Raw genomic sequence first — 15,932 nt, 5'->3', positions numbered from 1 at the left:
ATGCATGACAATCAGTCCTTTTGCGGGCAAGCCGGCGCCAGCCCAGTTGCTGGTGGATATCCCGCGACTGGTCACGGCCTACTATACCGGCCAGCCTGATGCAGCAATCTCCACCCAGCGCGTGGCGTTCGGTACGTCCGGGCACCGTGGCAGCTCGTTCGAACTGAGCTTCAACGAGTGGCATGTGCTCGCCATCAGCCAAGCGATCTGCCTGTATCGCGAAGCCCAGGGCATCAACGGCCCGCTGTTTGTCGGCCTGGACACCCATGCGTTGTCGACGCCTGCCGGTGCCAGCGCCCTGGAAGTGCTGGCCGCCAACGGCGTGCACGTGATGCTCGCCGAAGGCGATGAATACACACCCACCCCAGCGATTTCCCACGCGATCATCTGCTACAACCGTGGTCGAACCACCGGTTTGGCTGACGGCATCGTCATCACGCCGTCGCATAACCCGCCGCAGAGTGGCGGCTACAAGTACAACCCACCCAATGGCGGCCCGGCCGATACCCACGTGACCAAGTGGATCGAAGCCAAGGCCAATGAACTGCTGGCGAACAAACTGGCCGGGGTCAAGCGCATCACTCACGCGCAGGCGCTCAAGGCCGACACCACCCATCGCCACGATTACCTCAACAGCTATGTGGCCGACCTGGTCAACGTGATCGACATGGACGCCATCCGCAGCGCCGACCTGCGCCTGGGCGTGGATCCGCTGGGTGGAGCAGGGGTGCGCTACTGGTCGGCGATTGCCGAGCACTACCGCTTGAACCTGAACGTAGTGAACACCGAAGTCGACGCGACTTTCCGCTTCATGAGCGTCGACTGGGACGGCCAGATCCGCATGGACCCATCCTCCAGCTACGCCATGCAGGGCCTGATCGGCCTCAAGGAACGGTTCGACGTGGCCTTCGCCTGCGACCCGGACCATGACCGTCACGGTATCGTCACGCCGTCCGGCGGCCTGCTGGCGCCGAACAACTACCTGGCGGTGTCCATCGACTACCTGTTCCAGAACCGTCCGGACTGGCGCGTAGACGCGGCGGTGGGCAAGACCGTGGTCAGCAGCGGCTTGATCGACCGAGTGGCGGCCCGCATCGGCCGTCGCCTGTACGAAGTGCCGGTCGGTTTCAAGTGGTTTGCCGATGGCCTGTTCGAAGGCTCGCTGGGCTTTGGCGGCGAAGAAAGCGCCGGCGCCTCGTTCCTGCGCAAGGACGGCACGGTCTGGAGCACCGACAAGGACGGCCTGATCCCAGCACTCCTGGCCGCGGAAATGACCTCGCGCAAAGGCCAGGACCCGAGCCAGCTCTACCGCGGCCTGACCGATGCCCTCGGCGAGCCGTTCGCGATTCGTGTAGACGCCAAGGCCACCCCGGCGCAGAAAGCCTTGCTGGGCAAGCTGTCGCCGGATCAGGTGACCTCGACCGAACTGGCCGGGGAACGCATTCAGCAGATCCTCAGTCACGCACCGGGCAACAACCAGGCGATCGGCGGCTTGAAGGTGATGACCGAAAACGGCTGGTTTGCCGCGCGGCCATCGGGCACCGAGGATATCTACAAGATCTACGCCGAGAGCTTTATCGGTGAGGATCACCTCAAGCAGTTGGTGGAAGAGGCGCAAGTGCTGGTCGACGGCGCCATCTCCGGATAACGCCGTAATAACAATGTGGGAGGGGGCTTGCCCCCGATAGCGGTGTGTCAGTTTGCATCTCTTTTTCTGAAACACAGCCATCGGGGGCAAGCCCCCTCCCACAGTTGATCGAGGTCAGGCCAGGTCTACCAGGACGATTTCGCTGTCCTCGATCGCGGTTACCCGCAATACCTGTTCATTCTCTACAGCCACACCGTCTCGCGCTTGCGCACGCAGGCCATTGACTTCAATCACGCCCGTCGCCGGTACCAGGTAAGCACGGCGTCCGCCGTCCAGCCGGTATTCAGCACTTTCCCCAGCTTTCAGGTTCGCTGCCACCAGCCGCGCATCCGCACGAATGCGCAGGCTCTCGTTGTCCCCCGCCTTGCCGCTGGCCAGTGTCACAAACCCCTCACGATCACCTTTCGGAAATGGCTTGGCGCCCCACGAAGGCGGCAAACCGGCTTCATTCGGAATAATCCAGATCTGGAAAATCTTGGTCGGCGCATCTTCCAGGTTGTACTCGCTGTGGGCGATGCCGGTGCCCGCGCTCATCACCTGTACATCGCCGGCCTCGGTACGGCCTTTATTGCCAAGGTTATCGGCATGGCTGATCGCACCTTCACGCACATAGGTGATGATCTCCATGTCGCGGTGCGGGTGCTGCGGGAAGCCGGTGCTAGGCGCAATGATGTCGTCGTTCCACACCCGCAGGTTGCCCCAGTGCATGCGCTTGGGGTCGTGGTACTCGGCGAACGAAAAGTGGTGATGGGCGTCAAGCCAGCCATGATGGGCACCGCCCAGGGATTTGAAAGGTCGAAGTTCAAGCATGATCGTCTCCTGTGGATGGCCCTATGATCCTGCAGCCCATGATCGATAAAAAGCGTAAAAAATGCCTGATTCCTATCGATTTAATGGATTGGTTAGCGGCGTTTTGACTTTCAGTTCATCGCCTAACTGCATGACCGCAAAGCAATTGGCTGGCACTGAACGTCGATTCCGGCGACCATGGCGCACTTGTCAGAACCCAGCTCATCGCAGGAGTCCGCGTGTCGCAACAAAAGCCTGATCTTCCTCCCGAACTGCGCCCCTTGGCCGAAATGCCGCTATTGAAACGCCTGGCCGCGCGCCTGTTTGGCCACGGCCTGACCCGCTTGCGCGCCCAGCACCGGTTTTCCTGGTTGCACGGACAGGCCGACGGTTTTCGCAGTGGGCACGAGGCGGGCGTGGAGTACGGTTACCGCGAAGGCAAGGCCGATGGCATCGAGGAAGGCCGGCAGGTCCTGTTGATTCGTGATTTCCGCCCGGATGAGCACCGTGCGCCGGGCGTGGACGATAGCCTGTTCGATGATTGGCGCCTGCCGCTCACCGCCGAGTTGAAGAAGCGTATCAAGGCAGATGTCGCGCGATTGCTGCCGGCCCATGCCCAGCCCAGTGCGGCGCAATGGAAGATGATTTTCAGCGATACGCCCTCAACGTCGGTGATTGCCGGGGCTGGCGCGGGTAAATCCACCTCGCTGGTGCTGCGTATCCTGTTGTTGACCCATTATCTGGGCTTTGAGCTGAGTTCGATGACGGTGGTGACCTTTACCCGGGAGTCGCGCAAAGACTTCATCAACAAGCTCATGGAAATTCTCAGCCTGTGGGGCCAACCCCTGGGTATGAAAGAAGCGCAGGCCGTGGTGCGCACCTTTCACTCGCGCATTCTGCCGATGGTGCGCAGCCTGCCGGGCTTTGAACGCCTGCAAGCGTTCGAAAACCTCAGCTCGGGTTTTGACGACGCCGACAGCAACCCCTTTGACTTGCGTATCAACGACGCCCAACGCCAGCAGATGAATGCCTGTTATCACCACCTGCACGGGCGGCACGCACGCTTTCGCGAGCTGATTGCGCCGCTGGCGCGCCATGGGCTGCAGCTCAAGGAGTTGGAGCGTGATCACCCTGACGTACAAAAACGCGTAGCGGTGACCGAACTGGCAGCCAAGCGTGATGAAGAACTCTGTGATGTGATCGAGGACCTGTGGTTCCGCGCCGGTGCCTGGCCGATCAAAGGCATCGAACCCAATCGCCAGACCGTGGAGATCAATGGCGCGCAATTTCATTGCCATGGCTATATCCCCGAGCTGGACGCCTGGGTGGTGCTGGGTTTCGATGCTCGGGAAAATGCTCAGCTCAGCCGGCCCAACGCGAAACTGTCAGTGCGCGCCGAGTGGGCGGTAAAGCGCACACTGTTTCAAGCTTTCTGTCGTAAGCCATTGATATGGCTAGATAGCTACGAATCATCAAAACGCCTTTTGAGTAGCCTGGCCGGTGATGCCGCTGCCGGGCCAGGCTTCGATTACAAAGTCAAAGGCGAGCTGGCGTCGGCGCCGTTGCTGGACAGTTTCGTGATGGCGGCCGGCTTTATCGAGAACCTCGGGCTGGATGTGCCTACCGCGGTTGGGCAGATGAGTTTCGCCAAGGATGATCCAGACCGCTTCTTCTTCGAGGCCCTGAGCATTTTCTGGAAGGCCCTGGAAGATCACCTGCTGGACCAGTCGCCGCCGATCATGACCTACAACCGCATGTTTTCGCTGTTCGGCGAGAACACCCCGGAAAACCTCAAGCTGCTCAGCGATCCGTTGTTACGGCCGCTGTCGCACCTGATGATCGACGAGTTCCAGGATGTTTCGCCACAGATCGTCTCGTGGATCCGCGCCAGCCTGCGTGAGATCCGCAGCCGTGGCCCGGCCATGCACGTCGGGCGCGGCGCCCAGCATTCATCACTGTTGTGTGTGGGGGATGACTGGCAGTCGATCTACGGCTGGCGTGGGAGTTCGCCCAAGTACTTCATGGAATTCAACAAGGAGTTCCCGTCGCCGGCCACCACCCGAGTGATGCTGGGCGAGAACTACCGCAGTCACCAGCACATCATCGACGCGGCCGAGCACATCGTGCGTGCCGCACCGGCTATCCCCGGCAAGAAAGCCAAGGCCAGCGGGGCGCCCAAGGATCTGGTGCCGGTCAAGGTGCTGGAGCGCGACGACGCTGCATTGGGACGGCAGTTGCTGGAGCATTACCAACGCGGTGAATCAGTGTTAATGCTTTATCGAAAAAGTAGCGATAAGCTACTGATTCAAGAGCATATTTATCCTGCAGTTAATGTGGATTCTAGCTTGCCGCCTCCAGCGCGCAGGTTGAAACAATTGACCTACCACAGCGCCAAGGGGCTGCAGGCCGATGCGGTATTCCTGCTTGGGGATTGCCAGCATGTCACCTATTCCCCGTATAAAAACCAGGTGTACCGCATGGCGGGCCTGGGCAAGGACGGGGACAGCGAGCCGTATGACAACGCCCAGAAAGACGAGGTGTTGCGCCTGGCGTATGTGGGCATCACCCGGGCGGTGAGTCATTGCTACTGGTATGTGGAAAAGCCCGAAGGCCAGGCAGTGAATGTGCCCAAGGCCTCGGAGCGGGTAGATGGCAAGAAAGCCTTCTTCGACGACCAACGCAATTAACAGATCGATGCCATTCAAATGTGGGAGGGGGGCTTGCCTCCTCCCACAGAAGATAGGTGCTGTCTGAAGGATTGAGTTCAGGCCCGTAGGGACTGCGGCGGCACAAACGACTCCAACTCATCCTCCACCGCCTCGATGATCCGCTCCACATCGGCGGCATTCATCACCGTGGCGCAAGGGATGCCGGCGATGGCGATCAACGTCTCGCCGCTGGCCCGGTCGAACAGGCGGGCGATCATGCTGCCGGGCGCGTCCATGCTGCCCTCGAAGCCCATCGGATGGAAATGCCAGCGCATCAGTTGGCAGGCGTTGGGGAACGTCACTTTGTTCATGTTGCCCACCTTGTTCATTGAGCGCTTCCTTTAGCTCGCGGCAGGGGGCCACGACCTTCACTGGTCGTGGCGTTGTAGAGCTTAAAAATAGCATTCGTTCGTCACCGCAAGGTGACTTTTTCGGCCCCGTTCGGCGGTTGTTTTCCATAAGGTTGATGTGGGTCATGTCCTACTTGTGATTGGGCAATAGGCCATTAGTCAGAAGTACCAATTGGCCATTGAAGCACCCGCAGAAATTCGGCAATCTCCAGGGTTTACCCGCCGCAGAGCCTTCCATGCCCGACATCGCTGCAGACGATGAATGCCATCAATCCCGCGCCACACGCGAACTGGTGTTGCGCCACCACCTTTGCTGGCGCCACCGGGATCTGGAAGGCGTGATGTCCTACTACCACCCGGAAATCCAATACCACGACTTTTTCCAGAACCGTGTCGTCGGTTTCGCCGGCTTGCGCGATTACCTGCAAGCCAGCATGCCCCGTCAGGCTGACGAAGCGATCGAGCACAGCGACCGTATCCGCGCCGACGGCGATACCGCGTTCATCCAGTACCGCATCACCTTGCGGGGCAGCCAGGGCCTGGTGTCGTTCCGCACCAGCGAAGCCATAACGGTGCGCGACGGGTTGATCTGGCGGGTCAACGAATATGCTTCGCTGGTGCATGAACAGGCGGCCCAGGCCGCACGGCCCTCTGTCAGCCGCCTGGGCCTGTCGCCCCAGCAATTGGGGCACATGGCCAATGACCTGCAGCAGTATTTCGAACGCAAACAACCCTACCTGGACCCCGAGCTGGACCTGCAGCGAGTAGCCAAGGAGTGCGGCTACAGCCGCAATCAGATTTCCTACCTGTTGAACCAGGTGTTGGGACAAAGCTTCTACCGCTACGTCAACCAGGCAAGGCTTCAGCATTTACTGGCCGCGCTGGACCAGGCCGCACCGCCGATAAAGGTCGATGACCTGGCGTTTGCCGCCGGTTTCAATTCGCTATCGGCATTCTATAGCGCGTTCCGCCAGCATACGGGCCAGACACCCAGGGCCTACTTGAACGCGCTTTGTGAGAGAAAGCTTGACGAGGGTGATCAGAAGGGAGGTGTTCGACCGACCAGCGAAAACTAGCTGTCACTGTCAAGCTTGACAGGTTTTTTTTCTGGAAATTAGTTGTGTAATGCTTGTGCATTCTTCACTTCTACCGGAGAACTATCATGTCCGAACTCAGAAAAATATTAGATGAACTCGAACAAAAACCTGAGGTCCGTCCCCAAGGTCATATGTTCGGAACCGTCACTATCGACGGTCAGGTCAGTCAGTTTACAGCCGATCACGTGTACGCACACGAACAGCTCGATACGCTACGTTTTTTCGGTCGCCAAACAGATGCTAATGATCCCGAGGCGTTTTCAGTTTTGCTAGTGCAACTCCAGCCCAGGACAATAACGTCTGGTACCTACAAGGTAGGAGGCCCCCACGTTGTGGACATCTCTTACTGGGATACGAAGACCGGAGTGGTACTCATCACAGATCAAGGAGAGGTAGCCCTCAACAGGTCCAATACGCTGGAGAGGCTCTTTGGAGTGATAGATATCCAAGGTAGTATCAATGGCGAATTGGCTCTTATCCGCGCCCAGTACGACATCCGCGGGTGGCACGTCAAATAGCCAATGCAGGGTGGGTTGGGTAATACCTATCTCTGAGATTTCCCTGCGTGCACGCGCACAAGACAATTTCCAACACCGCGCCCTAGCATTCCCTCTGTCGAAACAAGGTGGGGGAGTTGGGCATGCCGGCATGGCGCACTATCAGCTTATGGATGGACCAGTTGGACGACCCGCTGCAAGCGCGGCCGACGCTGGAGCATGACCTGGACGTCAACGTGGCCATTATCGGCGCCGGTTACACCGGGCTGTGGACGGCGTACTACCTGAAGCGCCAGGCCCCCGAGCTGAAAATCGCCATTATCGAAGCGCAAACCGCCGGTTTCGGCGCCTCCGGTCGCAATGGCGGCTGGCTGATGGGCAATCTGCTGGGCGAAGATCGCTTGCTCGCCGGCCTGAATCCCGAGCAACGCCGTGCGTCGTTTGACCTGTTGCACGCCATTCCCGACGAAGTGGCCCAAGTGCTGGCACGTGAAGGCATCGACTGCGACTACCGAAAGGGCGGCGTGCTGTACTGCGCCGCGCGTTACCCCGAGCAGGAAGGCAGCCTGCGCCGCTACCTCGAAAAACTCTACGCCCAGGGCCTGACCGAAGCCGACTACCGCTGGCTCGGCCCGCAGCAGTTGGCCGAACAGATCCGCATCGCCAAACCCTACGGCGGCATTTACGCCCCCCACGTTGCGACCATCAACCCTGCCAAGCTGGTGCGCGGCCTGGCGCGGGTGGTCGAGAGCATGGGCGTGACAATCTACGAAAACAGCCCGGTCACCCACTGGCAGTCCGGCAGCCTGCGCACCGCAAAGGCCAGCGTGCGTGCCGCCTGGGTGGTGCCGGCGGTGGAAGGCTATGCCACCACCTTGCCGCCGCTGGGCCGCTACCAGCTGCCGGTGCAAAGCCTGATCGTCGCCACCGAGCCATTGCCGGCCAGTACCTGGGATGAAATCGGCCTGAGCCATGGCCAGGCTTTTAGCGAAAGCAGTCGCCAGGTCACCTATGGCCAGCGTACAGCGGACAACCGCCTGGTGTTCGGTGCGCGCGGCGGTTATCAGTTTGCCGGGAAGCTGCGCCATGACTTCGATTTGACCGACAGCGAAGTCGAGCTGCGTCGCTACCTGTTTGGTGAGCTGTTCCCACAGCTCAAGAACGTGAGGATCAGCCATTCCTGGGGTGGCAACCTGGGCATGTCGCGCAATTTCCGCCCGCACATGCTCTGCGACCACAAGACCGGCATCGCGCTGTCCGGCGGTTACGGCGGGGAGGGCGTTGGCGCGACCAACCTGGGCGGCCGCACCCTGGCCGACCTGATCCTGGGGCGCGACACCCCGTTGACCCATCAACCCTGGGTCATCCGCGAACGCGGCCTCGAGGCACTCAAGCCCTGGGAGCCCGAGCCCTGCCGCTGGCTGGGCTACAACGCGATCATTCGCAGTTTTGTCCATGAAGACCAGGTACTGGCCAACCCCAATACCGCGCCTTGGCGTCGCAAGCTGGCGACGAGCATGGCTGGGTTCATGGAAGGTTTCATGCACTAAGTCACTTCATCCACACGGGAAAGCCCATGAGCATCACTCAATTCAAAGACACGCTGAACGCCTCCCTGCCGGACTCATCGCCCGTCGCCGTGCCCCTGGGCGAACCCATTGCCGTTGCGTCGACACTGAGCGTGGAGCGCAATGACGGCGTCGAGACCGGCATCTGGGAGTGCACCCCCGGGCGCTGGCGTCGACAGATCACATCCCAGGAGTTCTGCCACTTTATCCAGGGCCGCTGCACCTTCACCCCGGACAACGGTGAAGTCGTTCATATACAAGCCGGTGATGCACTGATGTTGCCGGCCAACAGCACCGGCATCTGGGATATCCAGGAGACCGTGCGCAAGACCTATGTATTGATCCTGTAACGCTTTGATCCTTGATCGCCTGCCATAAAAACAGCCCTAAAACCGCCAGGAAATCGAACCATGAAAGCCATTGCCCTGTTGCCCTTGATGTTGGTGGCCTCTATCAGCCAGGCCGCCGAGACGGTGAAAATCTACAACTGGTCGGACTACATTGCGCCGGACACCACCAAGAACTTCCAGAAAGAAACCGGTATCGGTTTCACCTATGACGTGTACGACAGCAATGAAACCCTCGACGGCAAGTTGATGACCGGTAAATCCGGCTACGACGTGGTGTTCCCGTCCAACCATTTCATGGCGCGGCAAATCCAGGGCGGCGCTTTGAAGAAACTCGACAAGAGCCAGTTGCCCAACTGGAGAAACCTCAACCCGGTGCTGCTCAAGGCCCTGGAAAACAACGACCCGGGCAATGCCCATGGTTTCCCGTACCTGTGGGGCAGCACCGGCATCGGCTACAACATCGACAAGGTCAAGGCCGTACTGGGCGACAATGCGCCGGTGGATTCCTGGGACTTGATCTTCAAGCCGGAAAACATGGCCAAGCTGCAGAAGTGCGGGGTGGCGATCCTCGACAACGGCCCGGAACTGCTACCGGCTGCGCTGAACTACCTGGGCTTGCCGCACCACAGCAAGAAGCCTGAGGACTACAAAAAAGCCGAAGATCTGTTGATGAAAGTGCGACCGTATGTGGCGTACTTCCACTCCTCGAAATACACCGCCGACCTGGCCAATGGCGACATCTGCGTGGCCGTCGGCTTCTCCGGCGACATCCTGCAAGCCGAAAGCCGCGCCAAGGAAGCCAAGAACGGCGTGAACATCGGCTACAACATCCCCAAGGAAGGCGCCGCCATCTGGTTCGACATGGTCGCGATGCCCGCCGACGCGCCGGATGAAAAAGCTGGTTATGCGTTCATGAACTACCTGCTACGCCCGGAAGTAATGGCCGGCATCACCAACTACGTGCATTACGCCAATGGCAACCAGGCCGCCGACAGCCTGGTGGACCCGGCGATCAAGGCGGATACCAAGGTGTATCCAAGCCCGGTAATGATGGGCAAGTTGTTCGCGTTGGAAGCGATGCCGCTGAATATCGACCGGGTGCGTACACGGGTGTGGAACACCATTCGCACGGGTCGCTGAAGGGCGGGGCGGTGAGCGGCCCACGCACAGCTCAGGGATTTTCCAGATCATGCCCCAACGACTGGATAAACAACGAAAACAGCTCCGGCTGTGACGAGATATCCAGCTTGGCGTACAAATGCCGACGGTGCACCTTCACCGTGTCCGGCGAGATGTTCAGGCGCTCGGCCATGGCCTTGGACGAGAACCCGCGCAGCACCAGGCGGGCGATTTCCAGTTCGCGGTCCGAGAGCACCCCGCAGCCGAACTGACTCAGCGCATCCCGGATCTGGCTGTCCATCGCCGGGGCGCGCTGGGTGCTTTGCTGCCAATGCTGTTGCATCAGCGGCAACACCCAGGCCGCTACGGTGGTCATCAACCCGGTTTCCTCAAAGCTGAAGCGCCGCTGTATGCCCAACGACAGCGATAACGTCCCGGCGCCCTGCAGTTGCAGGATGAATTGCACCTCGTCTTCCAGCACGTTGTCGTGGAAGTAGTTGAGGAAGTACTCACTCTGGCGAAAATGATCCGGCGCCACTTCCTCCAGGCGGTACACCCCGCTGGCATACCCCTCGCGACAGGCCTGGAAGAACGGGTCGAGCAAATACAAGCCATTGAGGTACGCCAGCATCGACGCTGGTTTGCTGCTGGGCTGGGCGTCGTATTCTTCCAGGGCCAGTGGCGGGCCCTCCAAGGGGTAGAAGATCGCCAGGGCGTTATCGAAGGGCAGGCACTGGTGCAGCAACAGCACCAACTGCTTCCAGAAACGCTCAGTGCCGATGTGCGCAACGGTGCGGCCCAGACCGGCGTGCATCCCCACCTCGCGAAACAGGCTCATGTGACAGGCTCCCGCCGGCAAAAAGATCGGCCAAGGGTTCGGCTTTTGCCGGGTGGCGTCAAGGGGAGTACGCCAATAGGGGAATTGGCCGACATGCCCTCACGTATTAACGTCCGCATCATTCAGCGGGAAACATATCCCGTGACTTATCAGATTTTTCGTTTCTGCCTCATACCAAGAACAACGACAGAGGATAACGATATGAGCACTTCCCCCACGCCCGAAGGCGTGCTGAAACCCACCTTGAGTGTGTTCGATGTGGTCGCCATTACCGTATCAGCGGTGACGCCGGCCAGTTCCGTGTTTGTGATCGCACCGTTTGCCATCCAGCAGGCCGGCAGCGGGGTGTTCCTGGCGTTTGTGATGGCCGGTCTGCTCGCGCTGATGTTTGCCTTTTGCTACGCCGAACTGGGCCGTGCCCACAACAGCGCCGGTGGCGAGTATGTGTACGCCAAGCGTGTGTTCGGCGGCATGGCGGGTTATGCGACGTTCCTGACCGTGCTGGTGATGTTGCTGTTTATTCCTCCGGTACTGGCTACGGGCGCGGCAACTTACCTGAATAACGCCCTGGGCACGAAGTTTGATTCGCAGACTGTGGCCCTGGTGATCGTGGTGTGCAGCTACGCCCTGGGCATCCTCAATATCAAGCTCAATGCCTGGATCACCGGCACCTGCCTGTTGCTGGAAGTCGCAGCGCTGCTGGTGATCGTGGTGATCGGCTTTGGCAACCCGGTGCAACCGGCCAGCGTGCTGTTCCAACCGCAGATCGTCGAAAACGGCGTGCTGCACCTGGCGCCCTGGGCCCTGGTGATCGGTGCCGTGGGCATCGGCCTGTTTTCCTACAATGGCTACGGGCCGGCGGTGTTGCTCGCCGAAGACATGAAATGCGGCGGCAAAGGCGTGCACAAGGCGGTGCTGTGGTCCCTTGGCCTGGTGGTGGTCATCGAATTGGTGCCAATCACCGCCCTATTGATCGGCGCGCCGTCCCTCAGCGCGATGATCAGCAGCCCTGACCCCATCGGCTACCTGTTGACCAGCCACGGCAATGAAACCCTGTCACGCCTGGTCAGTGCCGGGATCTTCCTGTCGGTGTTCAATGCGATCGTCGCCATCGTGATCCAGATCGGCCGCGTGGTGTTCAGCAGCGGGCGCGATGCGCTGTGGACGCCGGGCATCAACAAACTGTTCACACGCATTCACCCGCGCTGGGATTCGCCGTGGTTGGCGACGCTGTTCCTGGCGATCCCTTCGGCGCTGCTGAGTTTCAGCTCCAACCTGGCCGACCTGACCTCGTTCAGCGTATTGCTGATCATGCTGGTGTACCTGGTGGTGGCGTTGAGCGCGTTGATGAGCCGCGTGCTGCTGCGTGACCGCGAGCATCCCTACCGCATGCCGCTGTGGCCGCTGCCGGCGTTGGTGGCAGTGCTGGGCGCGGGCTATCTGTTAATGACCTTGATCGTGGCGGCCTCGGTCCGCGACATCATGATCATCCTCGGCCTGCTGGCCCTGTCGGTGATCCTGTATTGCATCAGTGGCCGGTTGAGTCCGGTCTTCCAGAAATTGTAAGGAGTGGTTATGCGCGCACGTCAATTGGGCATCACGTTAGGGCTGGGCACGCCCGGTGAGTGGAACGCCATCACCGATGTGCCGGGGGTGCGGGTCGGGCACAGCACGCTCAAGACCCGCATCGATGGCAAGCAGGTGCGCACCGGCGTCAGTGTGATCCAGCCGCGCGCGGGAGAAGCACGCCTGCAACCGTGCTTTGCCGGGTACCACGTGCTCAATGGCAATGGTGACGCCACCGGTCTCGAGTGGGTCAGCGAAGCGGGGCTGTTGACCACGCCGCTGGCGATCACCAACACCCACAGCATCGGCATCGTGCGCGACAGCCTGATTGCCCTGGAGCGCGAGCGCCTGGCCGATCCGGCAGTGTATTGGTGCATGCCGGTGGTGATGGAAACCTATGACGGCCTGCTCAACGACATCTGGGGTCAGCACGTGGGGCCCGAGCATGTGCGTGAAGCGGTGGACAATGCCGAAACCGGCCCGGTACAGGAGGGCGCGGTCGGCGGAGGCACCGGGATGATCTGCCACGAGTTCAAGGGCGGCATCGGCACATCCTCGCGGTGCCTGCCGGCGGAGCAGGGCGGCTGGACCGTCGGCGTGCTGGTGCAGGCCAACCATGGCAAGCGCCAGGAACTGCGGGTGGATGGCTACCCGGTGGGGCGCAGCCTGACGGACATTGCGTCGCCGTTCGCCGAGCAAGGCACGCCGGGCATGGGTTCGATTGTGGTGATCATCGCCACAGACGCGCCGTTGCTGCCGCACCAATGCCAGCGCCTGGCACAACGTGCATCCATCGGCATCGCCCGCACCGGCGGCGGCACCGAGGACTCCAGCGGCGATCTGTTCCTGGCATTTGCCACGGGTAACCAGGACTTGCCACCGGCCGATTACGGGCGCAAGGGCCTGCCGTTCAGCAGTGCATTGCAGATGGTCAACAATGACCATATTTCGCCGCTGTTCAGCGCGGCGGCGGAGGCCGTGGAGGAGGCAATCATCAATGCGATGCTGGCCGGGGAGGACATGCTCACCGATCAAGGCGTGCGCGTGCCGGGCCTGGACGCCGACACGCTGTTGGCGGCATTGCACAACACCGGCTGGAGTGTGTCCCGGAAATAGGGGGCACACTTACTGATGACTGTAAGTAGTGGCTGTTTAATGTTGCCAATGGCACCGTGGCAATATATTGGATCCATTAATAGCGAATGCCACTCAACTTGAGCGGCATTAGTGCTATTTAATATTTAAATACCGGCGCGGTGTTTTTTGTCGGACAACATCGGTACTGCCCAATAAACATGGAGCGTAACTTACCTGGGGTGTTTGCCTGCCGATTTTTAGTGCTGGAAAAGATGTAGACGAAAGATTTCAAGTTGTGTCAGTTTTCTTACGCCTTCAAAAGAGGCGAGTGATAGGACGATCTCGCCCGCGGGGTTCCTATCGATCAAAGACTGATGCACTTGCAAACAAGGAAGTACGTTTATGTCAAAAGTAAAAGACAAGGCTATCGTGTCGGCGGCGCAAGCCAGCACCGCTTACTCGCAAATCGATAGCTTCAGCCATTTGTACGACCGTGGCGGCAACCTCACGATCAATGGCAAACCCTCCTATTCCGTTGACCAGGCGGCCACCCAGCTGCTGCGCGACGGCGCCGCGTACCGGGACTTTGACGGCAACGGCAAGATCGACCTGACCTACACCTTCCTGACCTCGGCCTCCTCGAGCACCATGAACAAACATGGCATCGCGGGCTTCAGCCAGTTCAATGCCCAGCAGAAAGCACAGGCCGTACTGGCCATGCAATCCTGGGCGGACGTGGCCAACGTCACCTTCACCGAGAAAGCCACCGGCGGTGACGGCCACATGACCTTCGGCAACTACAGCAGCGGCCAGGACGGCGCGGCCGCCTTCGCCTACCTGCCCGGCACCGGCGCAGGCTACGACGGCACCTCGTGGTACCTGACCAACAACAGCTACACGCCGAACAAGACCCCGGACCTGAACAACTACGGCCGGCAGACGCTCACTCACGAAATCGGCCATACCCTGGGTCTGGCCCACCCTGGCGACTACAACGCCGGGAACGGCAACCCGACCTACAACGACGCGACCTATGGACAGGACACGCGCGGCTACAGCTTGATGAGCTACTGGAGCGAGAGCAACACCAACCAGAACTTCAGCAAGGGTGGGGTCGAGGCTTACGCGTCCGCTCCGCTGATCGACGACATCGCGGCGATCCAGAAGCTCTACGGCGCCAACTACAACACCCGTGCCGGCGACACCACCTACGGCTTCAACTCCAACACCGGGCGGGACTTCTACAGCGCCACCTCCAATGCCGACAAGCTGGTGTTCTCGGTGTGGGATGGCGGTGGCAACGACACCCTGGACTTCTCCGGTTTCACCCAGAACCAGAAGATCAACCTCAATGAAGCGTCGTTCTCCGACGTGGGCGGCCTGGTGGGCAACGTGTCCATCGCCAAGGGCGTGACCGTCGAGAACGCTTTCGGCGGTGCCGGCAACGATTTGATCATCGGCAATAACGCGGCCAATGTGATCAAGGGCGGGGCCGGCAACGACCTCATCTACGGTGGCGGCGGGGCGGACCAATTGTGGGGCGGCGCGGGCAACGACACCTTTGTGTTCGGTGCCAGCTCCGATTCCAGGCCGGGCGCGGCGGACAAGATCTTTGACTTTACCTCCGGTTCCGACAAGATCGACCTGTCCGGCATCACCAAGGGCGCAGGCCTGACCTTCGTCAATGCCTTTACCGGGCATGCCGGCGATGCAGTCCTCACCTACGCCGCAGGTACCAACCTGGGCACCCTGGCTGTGGACTTCTCCGGGCACGGCGTGGCGGACTTCCTCGTCACCACCGTCGGCCAGGCTGCGGTCAGCGACATCGTAGCGTGATGCACGGGCGCGGCGCTTCGGCGCCGCGCCTTACGGATGGAGCATGAAGATGCGGCGTATGTTTAATGTGATCGCCTGCGTGTTGCAGGTGATGTTCGTGTCGGCAGGAGCCCACGCAATGGCGAGCAGTCTCGTATTACCTACCTCCGCCCAGTTGGCCGGGCATTGGCAGTTGCACCAGCAGGATCAGGTCTGCGCGCTGGACCTGCTGGAACAGGCCAATGCCTTGGGCGGCGATGTGGCGTGTGTCGCAAACTGGTTGGGCGACAAGCCTCTGACCTGGACGCCAACACCCGACGGTATCTGGCTGATGAACGCCGAAGGCAGTGGTATTACTCACCTCAACCGACAGAAAGAAGGTGAATATAAAGGCCGCACACCGACGGGGCTTGAAGTTGTACTGCAACGCGCACCTTAGTTGCCGTTATAAGTAAATAACTTGATTTCATTAGTTGACCGCTTCGTTCGCCGGGGCTGGGGAAACTATTG

Annotated in this window: 14 protein-coding genes; 11 read left to right on the top strand and 3 right to left on the bottom strand. The window is 60.3% G+C overall.

Features of this window, described 5'->3' with window-relative positions:
• Positions 1 to 4: 4 nt before the first annotated feature.
• The gene (pgm, locus tag BFN10_RS02845; protein WP_071488371.1) at positions 5 to 1,648 is read left to right on the top strand and encodes a phosphoglucomutase (alpha-D-glucose-1,6-bisphosphate-dependent); all 1,644 of its coding nucleotides are present in this window, start codon (positions 5 to 7) and stop codon (positions 1,646 to 1,648) included.
• 114 nt (positions 1,649 to 1,762) lie between these two features.
• Here pgm and BFN10_RS02840 read toward each other — a convergent pair whose 3' ends face one another.
• On the bottom strand, positions 1,763 to 2,458 hold the full coding sequence (locus BFN10_RS02840) for a pirin family protein (protein ID WP_071488370.1): 696 nt from the start codon (positions 2,456 to 2,458) through the stop codon (positions 1,763 to 1,765).
• 218 nt (positions 2,459 to 2,676) lie between these two features.
• Here BFN10_RS02840 and BFN10_RS02835 point away from each other — a divergent pair, with 218 nt between their 5' ends.
• Complete coding sequence (locus BFN10_RS02835; RefSeq protein WP_071488369.1) at positions 2,677 to 5,124, top strand: UvrD-helicase domain-containing protein; 2,448 nt, start codon at positions 2,677 to 2,679, stop codon at positions 5,122 to 5,124.
• 77 nt (positions 5,125 to 5,201) lie between these two features.
• Here BFN10_RS02835 and BFN10_RS02830 read toward each other — a convergent pair whose 3' ends face one another.
• The gene (locus tag BFN10_RS02830) at positions 5,202 to 5,474 is read right to left on the bottom strand and encodes a DUF1652 domain-containing protein (protein ID WP_058425948.1); all 273 of its coding nucleotides are present in this window, start codon (positions 5,472 to 5,474) and stop codon (positions 5,202 to 5,204) included.
• A gap of 257 nt (positions 5,475 to 5,731) precedes the next feature.
• Between BFN10_RS02830 and BFN10_RS02825 the strand changes: the two genes are divergently transcribed.
• The 5 genes from BFN10_RS02825 (at position 5,732) to BFN10_RS02805 (ending at position 10,147) form a co-directional block, all read left to right on the top strand.
• Positions 5,732 to 6,571 carry a helix-turn-helix transcriptional regulator gene (locus tag BFN10_RS02825; RefSeq protein WP_231999499.1) on the top strand — a complete coding sequence of 280 codons (840 nt, stop codon included), beginning with the start codon at positions 5,732 to 5,734 and terminating at the stop codon, positions 6,569 to 6,571.
• A gap of 86 nt (positions 6,572 to 6,657) precedes the next feature.
• The gene (locus BFN10_RS02820; protein WP_071488368.1) at positions 6,658 to 7,110 is read left to right on the top strand and encodes a hypothetical protein; all 453 of its coding nucleotides are present in this window, start codon (positions 6,658 to 6,660) and stop codon (positions 7,108 to 7,110) included.
• 122 nt (positions 7,111 to 7,232) lie between these two features.
• Positions 7,233 to 8,639 carry an NAD(P)/FAD-dependent oxidoreductase gene (locus BFN10_RS02815; protein WP_071488367.1) on the top strand — a complete coding sequence of 469 codons (1,407 nt, stop codon included), beginning with the start codon at positions 7,233 to 7,235 and terminating at the stop codon, positions 8,637 to 8,639.
• Positions 8,640 to 8,665: 26 nt separating this feature from the next.
• Positions 8,666 to 9,007 (top strand): cupin domain-containing protein, encoded by a 342-nt coding sequence (locus BFN10_RS02810; protein WP_071488366.1) that lies wholly within the window; start codon positions 8,666 to 8,668, stop codon positions 9,005 to 9,007.
• 60 nt (positions 9,008 to 9,067) lie between these two features.
• Positions 9,068 to 10,147, top strand: a complete 1,080-nt coding sequence (locus tag BFN10_RS02805) for a polyamine ABC transporter substrate-binding protein (protein WP_071488365.1) — start codon at positions 9,068 to 9,070, stop codon at positions 10,145 to 10,147.
• A gap of 31 nt (positions 10,148 to 10,178) precedes the next feature.
• On the opposite strand, the gene BFN10_RS02800 is transcribed toward BFN10_RS02805, so the two are convergent.
• Entirely contained in the window at positions 10,179 to 10,964 is a 786-nt protein-coding gene (locus BFN10_RS02800; protein ID WP_071488364.1) for a helix-turn-helix transcriptional regulator, read from the bottom strand.
• Positions 10,965 to 11,165: 201 nt separating this feature from the next.
• Here BFN10_RS02800 and BFN10_RS02795 point away from each other — a divergent pair, with 201 nt between their 5' ends.
• The 4 genes from BFN10_RS02795 (at position 11,166) to BFN10_RS02780 (ending at position 15,861) form a co-directional block, all read left to right on the top strand.
• Positions 11,166 to 12,530 (top strand): APC family permease, encoded by a 1,365-nt coding sequence (locus BFN10_RS02795; RefSeq protein WP_071488363.1) that lies wholly within the window; start codon positions 11,166 to 11,168, stop codon positions 12,528 to 12,530.
• Between the two features lie 9 nt (positions 12,531 to 12,539).
• Positions 12,540 to 13,646 (top strand): DmpA family aminopeptidase, encoded by a 1,107-nt coding sequence (locus tag BFN10_RS02790; RefSeq protein ID WP_071488362.1) that lies wholly within the window; start codon positions 12,540 to 12,542, stop codon positions 13,644 to 13,646.
• A gap of 363 nt (positions 13,647 to 14,009) precedes the next feature.
• Positions 14,010 to 15,443 (top strand): serralysin family metalloprotease, encoded by a 1,434-nt coding sequence (locus tag BFN10_RS02785; RefSeq protein ID WP_071488361.1) that lies wholly within the window; start codon positions 14,010 to 14,012, stop codon positions 15,441 to 15,443.
• A 43-nt stretch (positions 15,444 to 15,486) separates the two neighbouring features.
• Complete coding sequence (locus BFN10_RS02780) at positions 15,487 to 15,861, top strand: protease inhibitor Inh/omp19 family protein (protein ID WP_092243428.1); 375 nt, start codon at positions 15,487 to 15,489, stop codon at positions 15,859 to 15,861.
• Positions 15,862 to 15,932: the final 71 nt, after the last annotated feature.

The organism is Pseudomonas extremorientalis (assembly GCF_001870465.1).
GTDB lineage: Bacteria > Pseudomonadota > Gammaproteobacteria > Pseudomonadales > Pseudomonadaceae > Aquipseudomonas > Aquipseudomonas extremorientalis.
Note: the sequence above shows the minus strand (reverse complement) of the source record. Positions and strands in the feature narration are given on the sequence as shown.

Bases quoted from the DNA above. Each gene is read 5' to 3' on its own strand.
- BFN10_RS02805 (WP_071488365.1), top strand. From the start codon at position 9,068: ATGAAAGCCATTGCCCTGTTGCCCTTGATGTTGGTGGCCTCTATCAGC.
- BFN10_RS02810 (WP_071488366.1), top strand. From the start codon at position 8,666: ATGAGCATCACTCAATTCAAAGACACGCTGAACGCCTCCCTGCCGGAC.
- BFN10_RS02785 (WP_071488361.1), top strand. From the start codon at position 14,010: ATGTCAAAAGTAAAAGACAAGGCTATCGTGTCGGCGGCGCAAGCCAGC.
- BFN10_RS02840 (WP_071488370.1), bottom strand. From the start codon at position 2,458: ATGCTTGAACTTCGACCTTTCAAATCCCTGGGCGGTGCCCATCATGGC.
- BFN10_RS02815 (WP_071488367.1), top strand. From the start codon at position 7,233: ATGCCGGCATGGCGCACTATCAGCTTATGGATGGACCAGTTGGACGAC.
- BFN10_RS02780 (WP_092243428.1), top strand. From the start codon at position 15,487: ATGAAGATGCGGCGTATGTTTAATGTGATCGCCTGCGTGTTGCAGGTG.
- BFN10_RS02795 (WP_071488363.1), top strand. From the start codon at position 11,166: ATGAGCACTTCCCCCACGCCCGAAGGCGTGCTGAAACCCACCTTGAGT.
- pgm (WP_071488371.1), top strand. From the start codon at position 5: ATGACAATCAGTCCTTTTGCGGGCAAGCCGGCGCCAGCCCAGTTGCTG.
- BFN10_RS02825 (WP_231999499.1), top strand. From the start codon at position 5,732: ATGCCCGACATCGCTGCAGACGATGAATGCCATCAATCCCGCGCCACA.
- BFN10_RS02820 (WP_071488368.1), top strand. From the start codon at position 6,658: ATGTCCGAACTCAGAAAAATATTAGATGAACTCGAACAAAAACCTGAG.
- BFN10_RS02800 (WP_071488364.1), bottom strand. From the start codon at position 10,964: ATGAGCCTGTTTCGCGAGGTGGGGATGCACGCCGGTCTGGGCCGCACC.
- BFN10_RS02790 (WP_071488362.1), top strand. From the start codon at position 12,540: ATGCGCGCACGTCAATTGGGCATCACGTTAGGGCTGGGCACGCCCGGT.
- BFN10_RS02830 (WP_058425948.1), bottom strand. From the start codon at position 5,474: ATGAACAAGGTGGGCAACATGAACAAAGTGACGTTCCCCAACGCCTGC.